This is a genomic window from Acidobacteriota bacterium (assembly GCA_020349885.1).
GTDB lineage: Bacteria > Acidobacteriota.
Genome location: CP070701.1, coordinates 460,710 through 466,859, shown reverse-complemented (window position 1 = coordinate 466,859; position 6,150 = coordinate 460,710). Strand labels below are relative to the sequence as shown.

The 6,150-nt window shown below is 63.8% G+C and carries 7 protein-coding genes and 2 tRNA genes; 5 read left to right on the top strand and 4 right to left on the bottom strand.

What is annotated here, in order from left to right; all coding sequences use genetic code 11:
• The 3 genes from JSV08_02045 to JSV08_02035 all read left to right on the top strand — a co-directional run.
• Positions 1-1,259: tetratricopeptide repeat protein (locus JSV08_02045; GenBank protein UCF81223.1), on the top strand; the 1,259-nt coding region annotated here is incomplete at its 5' end.
• A 219-nt stretch (positions 1,260-1,478) separates the two neighbouring features.
• Positions 1,479-1,555, top strand: a tRNA-Arg gene (locus JSV08_02040).
• Between the two features lie 15 nt (positions 1,556-1,570).
• A tRNA-Arg gene (locus JSV08_02035) sits at positions 1,571-1,643 on the top strand.
• Positions 1,644-1,849: 206 nt separating this feature from the next.
• On the opposite strand, the gene JSV08_02030 is transcribed toward JSV08_02035, so the two are convergent.
• The 4 genes from JSV08_02030 to JSV08_02015 form a co-directional block, all read right to left on the bottom strand.
• Positions 1,850-2,173, bottom strand: a complete 324-nt coding sequence (locus tag JSV08_02030; GenBank protein UCF81222.1) for an SWIB/MDM2 domain-containing protein — start codon at positions 2,171-2,173, stop codon at positions 1,850-1,852.
• 147 nt (positions 2,174-2,320) lie between these two features.
• On the bottom strand, positions 2,321-3,112 hold the full coding sequence (locus JSV08_02025) for an inositol monophosphatase (protein UCF81815.1): 792 nt from the start codon (positions 3,110-3,112) through the stop codon (positions 2,321-2,323).
• 43 nt (positions 3,113-3,155) lie between these two features.
• Positions 3,156-4,067, bottom strand: coding sequence for an LD-carboxypeptidase (locus JSV08_02020; GenBank protein UCF81221.1), 912 nt, complete (start codon positions 4,065-4,067; stop codon positions 3,156-3,158).
• A gap of 172 nt (positions 4,068-4,239) precedes the next feature.
• Positions 4,240-5,046: an SAM-dependent chlorinase/fluorinase gene (locus JSV08_02015; protein UCF81220.1), complete on the bottom strand. Its 807-nt coding sequence runs from the start codon at positions 5,044-5,046 to the stop codon at positions 4,240-4,242.
• Positions 5,047-5,284: 238 nt separating this feature from the next.
• On the opposite strand from JSV08_02015, the gene JSV08_02010 reads away from it, so the two are divergent.
• Both JSV08_02010 and JSV08_02005 read left to right on the top strand, forming a co-directional pair.
• Positions 5,285-5,650: a winged helix-turn-helix transcriptional regulator gene (locus JSV08_02010; GenBank protein UCF81219.1), complete on the top strand. Its 366-nt coding sequence runs from the start codon at positions 5,285-5,287 to the stop codon at positions 5,648-5,650.
• Positions 5,647-6,150 (top strand): arsenical-resistance protein (locus JSV08_02005; protein ID UCF81218.1); only part of this gene is annotated, 504 nt, incomplete at its 3' end. The genes JSV08_02010 and JSV08_02005, both read left to right, overlap by 4 nt.

The window sequence follows — 6,150 nt, the reverse complement described above, 5'->3', positions numbered from 1 at the left end:
CATGCCACATGCCCACGACCGGGTTCGCCCGAATGAAACGAAGCGACCACTCCATGCTTCCTCCGACCCCCGCGGCGACCGCCAGGTACGGGTCGCCCAACGCGTGCAACGCCTGCCACACCGAAGCGGAGCGGGACGCCGCGTGGGCGGACGAGCTGGTGCGGGAGTGGCACGGCGACGAATACCGGGAAATAATCCTCCGGCGCGCCGACATGGTCCACCTCGCGCGGAAGCGGGACTGGTCCCTCCTGGACGACACTCTGGCGTACGTCGCCGATAGAAACAACGACGAGATTTTCAGGGCCTCGCTGGTCAGGCTGCTTGCGGGTTGCGAGGATGAAAAGGTGAGTCCGGCGCTGGTGTCGGCCCTCTCGGACCCGTCGCCCCTGGTCCGGGCCGCGGCCGCGGCGACCCTCGGAACGCGCCTTGCTCCCGGCGTCGTCCCGGCGCTGGTTAAGCTCACCGGCGACGATTACCGCCTGGTGAGGATCAGGGCGGCCGAGGCCCTCGCCTCCATTCCCACGGGCCCCACGGGCGCGCTCGCCGGAGAGGACGAGGCCCGCCTCGACGCCGCCACTCGGGAATACCTTGCCTCGCTGACGGTGAACCCCGACCGGTGGTTCTCGCACTACAATCTCGCGAACTTCCACCTGGACCGGGGCGAGCATAAGAAGGCGGTGGCCGCGTACGAAACCGCGCTCAGGCTGGAGCCGACCGCGGTCATGGCCATGTCCAACCTCGCCGCGGCCCACGCGCAACTGGGAGACCTCGATGAAGCGAACGGCCGCCTGGCCGAAGCCCTTCGAATCGCCCCCGATGACGCGGCCGTCAACTTCAACATGGGACTCCTCCAGGCGGAGCTGGGCGACATGAGAGCGGCCGAGCGACACCTTCGCAAAGCTCTCGAGTCGGACCCGGCCCTGCACGCCGCCGCCTTCAACCTCGGCGTAATGCTCGCGGACGCCAGGCCCGGCGAAAGCATGGATTTCCTGAAAAAAGCCTTCGAGCTCCTTCCCGGTCCCGATTACGCCTACACCGTCGCCTACTACATGAGGGAAAACGGGGAGCTGGAAAAGGCGGCGTCCTTCTTGGAGGAATCAATCGGGAAATGGCCCGGTTCGACGGATCAGTACCTGCTTCTTGCGGAGATATACCGGGCCCGTGGGAAAACCGAAGAAGCCGAAAAGCTCCTATCCGCGCTGACGAAGAATCCCGGCGTCCCGCCGGAGGAGAAAGCGCGGAAAGCACAAGGGCACTGAGAATACGAGCTGAAACGGCTCGCGCAACCATAGCCGATTCCATCAGAAACGTTTTGCAATCTCCGCAAGCGGGAAGTCAGATATCGGTTGAACTCTCAGGGCGGGGTTGAGCCGTCTTATTTTTCGGTGGCCTCGGAAAGAGTAAATCGGTATCATGGGACATGGGCACCGGGGCCCTGAAAAAGCCCGTGGTGTCTCGCAACTTTTATAATTAAGGACGCGCCCGTAGCTCAGCTGGATAGAGCGTTGGACTTCGAATCCAAAGGGCGGGGGTTCGACTCCCTCCGGGCGCGCCAGAGTCTTCTCGCTGTGCGCCCGTAGCTCAAAGGATAGAGCAGCGGCCTTCTAAGCCGTTGGTTGGAGGTTCGATTCCTCTCGGGCGCCCTCCTCACAGCCGCCAGTTGTCAGGGGCCAGCCGTCGGTTTTAGGGCTCGGGCGCTGAGCTCGCAGCCCTTGTTCCTTTCTCTCCGTGTCCCCCCAAAAGAAACGACTCCGCAGGAAAAGGGCAACACCCCCTTTCCCGCGAGAGTCGGTTCCCTGCGATGCCCCCCGGGCCTTTCGGCCTGAAGGCAAGCGACGATTAAAGAATGTTATCTTACGCGGCGGCTCACCAACTTGGTCATCTCGAACATGCTGACTTTGCTCCTTCCGCTAAAGACAGCCTTCAGCTTGGCGTCCGCGTTGATCTGGGTGCGCTTCCTCGCGTCCTGGAGCTTGTTCCTTTTGATGTAGGCCCAGAGTTTTTTCGTGAGCTCGGTTCTCGGAAGGGGACTCGATCCCACGACCTCCGCCAGGACGGAATCGGGCCGCACCGGCTTCATAAACGCCGGATTCGGCTTGCGCTTCTTGCGTGTCGTCTTCTTTTTCGTCGTTTTCCTTTTCGTCGTCTTGCGTTTTGCCTTCTTTTTCGCCATGCGGTTTCTCCTTTGTCGTTACCCCCCGGCAGGGCATCCGCCGAGGAAATCTTATTGTGCACATTTTTCGGCGAATTGCAAGTGTTTAAACCATAAAATTTTTTAATTCCGAGGGTGGAATCCCCTGTATTAAAAAGGTATACGCTTCTACGAGGAAGACCTCTTGCCGGCTTTCACGATTCGCATGAGCGCCCCGTGGAGGCGGCCGTTCGACGCGACGAGGTCACCTTTAAGAAAATCCCCGCCTCCTTCCATGTCCGTGACCCGGCCGCCGGCTTCCTCCACGAGCAGCCCCCCGGCCGCCACGTCCCACGGCGCAAGGCCGAATTCCCAGAACCCGTCCACGCGCCCGCAGGCGAGGTAGCACAAATCGAGCGAGGCCACGCCCGGGCGCCGCACGCCGGCCGTGGCCCGGGACACGCGGGTGAAAATTCCTAAGTAGCGGTCCATGCGGGAGAATTCCTTGAAAGGGAACCCCGTCGCAACGAGCGCGTGCCGAAGGCCTCTCCGCCGCGAGACGCGGATGCGCCCGCCGTTGAGGCGGGCGCCGCGCCCGCGCACCGCGGTGAAGAGCTCTTCGCGAAGCGGGTCCAGGACGACGCCCACCTTCAGATCGCCCTCCACCTCGAGCGCTATGGAGACGGCGAAGAAGGGAAAGCCGTGCAGGTAGTTCGTCGTGCCGTCGAGGGGATCCACGATCCAGCGCCGCGGCGCTCCGGATTCTTTCATCCGCTCGCCGCCCTCTTCGCCCAAAATAGCGTCGGAGGGAAAGCGGCGCCGAAGGTGGGCGACGATGCGCGCCTCGCTCCCGCGGTCCACGTCGGTCACGTAGTTCACGGCCTCGCGGTTCTTGCTCCTGACGCGGAGCGACGCGCGGCGGCTCCACCGCGAGAGCAGGAAATCGCCCGCTTTCCCGGAGGCCTCGACGGCGGCGCGCAACTCCGGCCCGAAGGTTTCTTTAGCCTTGCCGCGTGCACGCTTCCTAGGCACGAAACGACATCTCCAGGCGGCCACGCGCCGTATCGAGGCGCGCCCAGCCGCCGAACGGAAGCGTCGCCTTGCGCGGACCGTGTCCGAAGGGCAGCCCCTCGACCACGGGGTAGCGGTAAGAGGAAAAGCGGTCCTCGTAGACCTGGCGGAAGGTGAAGGATTTTCGTTTGTCGTAGCGGCCCGCGTCCTCCGCGCCGATGAGTACGCCCGCTAGACCTTTCAATTTCCCGGCGAGCTTCAGGTGCGTGAGCAGGCGGTCGGTGGAGTAGGGCGTCTCGTCCGTGTCCTCGATAAAAAGAACGCACCCCCGCCACGAAAAGTCGTAGGCCGTTCCGAGGAGGTGCGTGAGGAGCGTCAGGCAGCCCCCGACGAGCCGCCCCTCGGCGCGCCCGGGGCGAACCACGCGGCCGGGACGGAAGGAGACGGGGAAGAATTTCCGCCGCTCGAGCGCGCACCAGAAGCGCCGCGCGTCCTCCCGCGCGAGCGTCGCGAGGTTCAGAATCATCGGCGAGTAGAGCGAGGCGAGGCCCGCCTTCTTGTAGGCGGCGCAGAACAGGGCCGTAAGGTCGCTGAAGCCGGCCAGCACCTTGCGCTCCGCGCGCATGGAGCGGTAGTCGAGCGAATCGAGAACGCGCATGACGCCGTAGCCGCCGCGCGCGAAGACGACGCCCTTCACCCGCGGATCATGCAGCAGGGCGTGGAAGCCCTCGAGGCGCTCCCCGTCTCCGCCGCAGAGATACCCGTGGGAGGTGGCGAGATTGTCCGCCCGCACGACGCCGTAGCCGCGCCGCTCGAGGGCGGCGATGCCGGCTCGGAGCGCCGGCCTCGCAAGGCGCCCCGAGAGCGCCGCGACGCCCAGGGTCGCACCATGCCGCAGGGGCTTCGGGACAAGGATTCGCTTCATGATTTTTCCCATTCTACCACGCCCGCCCCGGGAACCGGTCCCGGCCCGAGAAGGGAGCATGAGTGTTGACTTTCTTTGCGCTGCGACGGCCGTGGGGGAAAACTCTCCGGAACCCGGGCGTGACCGTCGCGGGAGTCTTGAAAATCCGCGCGGAAGGACGGGCGCCCCTCCGCTACTCGAACATCAGGCCCACGTCCTTGCCGACCGTGATGTTCACCGACTCGGCGACCGAGCGCTCGCGGGACGCAATCTCCAGAAACCCCGTGCTCCCGAAAAGAAAGAACATGGGGCTTTTTCCTTCCCCGTAGGTCTTAACCATCTCGGGAATTTCCTTCGTCGCAAGGATGACCTTGGGCTTGGCCTTGGGCTTTTTCTTGACGCGCTCCTCGAACTGCTCGCGGGAAATGTTCGTGATGATGTTGCCGAAGCGGTCGATGTGCAGGACATGGCCCTTGAGGAGCTTGTCGCCCAGAAGGCGGGGCTTGGGAATCTCCCAGCGCGTGCACGAGTCGACCAGCGGCCCGAAGTTGCTCGTGTCCGTGTCGCCCCTCGAGAGCCACCCGGCGACGGAGCCGTAGATGTCGCGCGCATGAAACGTGGGAGAGACCGGCTTGCGGAAGAAGTGATCCTCTTCGAGGGGAACGATGCGCTCGATCTCCTCGCGCTCGAGGACGTAGGAGAGAACACCGTTGTCGGGCGCGAGGTAGTAGTAGTTGTCCGTGACGACGAGCAGGGGCTTCTGCGCCGTGCCCACGCCCGGGTCCACGATCACCATGTGGGTGGTGCGGAAGGGAAACGTGGACGCGTACCCGAGGAGCGTGAAGGCGGCCTCCTTCACGTCGTGGGGAGCGATGTCGTGGGTGATGTCGAGGATGGTGGCGTCGGGGTTGATCGAAAGAATCGACCCCTTCACGGCGCCCACATAGTGGTCGCGCTCGCCGAAATCGGTCATGAGGGTCACGAAACCAAAGCGCGGCATCGTTCAACGGCCTCCAACCGCCTTAGCATAGGGAACGCGGGGGCGAATGTCAACGTCCGCTGAAGCTCCCCAATCACGATACAGGAAAAAGAGGATTAGAAAACAAGACCCTGCGGGGTAAAGATTTCCCATCCTTTAATTAATAAGGCGTCGCGGGCGCAAGAAAGAATCGCGGACCCTTCAGGGCCGCGCTCTCTTGACAGGGCGGCGAAATCCCTATATGTTCGCCTAAGCGGGTATGAAAAAGCAGGCTACAAACCTTATGTTCCGGGCGTTCTCCGACCCGACGCGTCTACGGATACTTCACCTGCTCGGAGAAGGTGAGGTTTGCGTCGGCGACCTTGTGGAGATACTCACCGTGCCCCAGCCGACGGTCTCCCGCCACCTGTCCTATCTGCGGCGAGCCGGCCTCGTCCGGGCGCGAAGGAACGGCCGCTGGTGCTTCTACTCGCTCGCCGGGGCGACGACGAAGTTTCACCGGCAGCTGCTCGACTGTCTCGGATCCTGTTTCCAGGAGGTTCCGGAGATCCGGGAAGACCGGGTGAAGAAGCCCCTCAGGGCCAGCGTATGCTGCGCGCACGGGAGAGGGAAAGCGCAGCGATGAGCGGGCGCGGCCCCGCCCGCGGGCCGTCGTGCGGCGTTTCCGCCGGGCTCTCCTTCCTGGACCGGTACCTGACCCTGTGGATATTCCTGGCCATGGGCGTAGGGGTCGGCGCCGGGTACGCCGTCCCGGGCGTGGAGGCGTTCATCAACCGGTTCCAGGTCGGCACGACCAACATCCCGATCGCCGTCGGCCTGATCCTGATGATGTACCCGCCGCTCGCGAAGGTGAGGTACGAGGAGCTCTGGGACGTTTTTCGCAACTGGAAAATTCTCGGGCTCTCGCTCGTGCAGAACTGGCTCGTCGGCCCGACGCTGATGTTTTTTCTGGCGATACTCTTCCTGAGAAATTATCCGGAGTACATGGTGGGCCTCATCATGATCGGCCTGGCGCGCTGCATCGCGATGGTCATCGTGTGGAACGAGCTGGCCCGGGGGGACACCGAGTACGCGGCCGGCCTGGTGGCGTTCAACAGCGTTTTCCAGGTGCTCTTCTACAGCGTG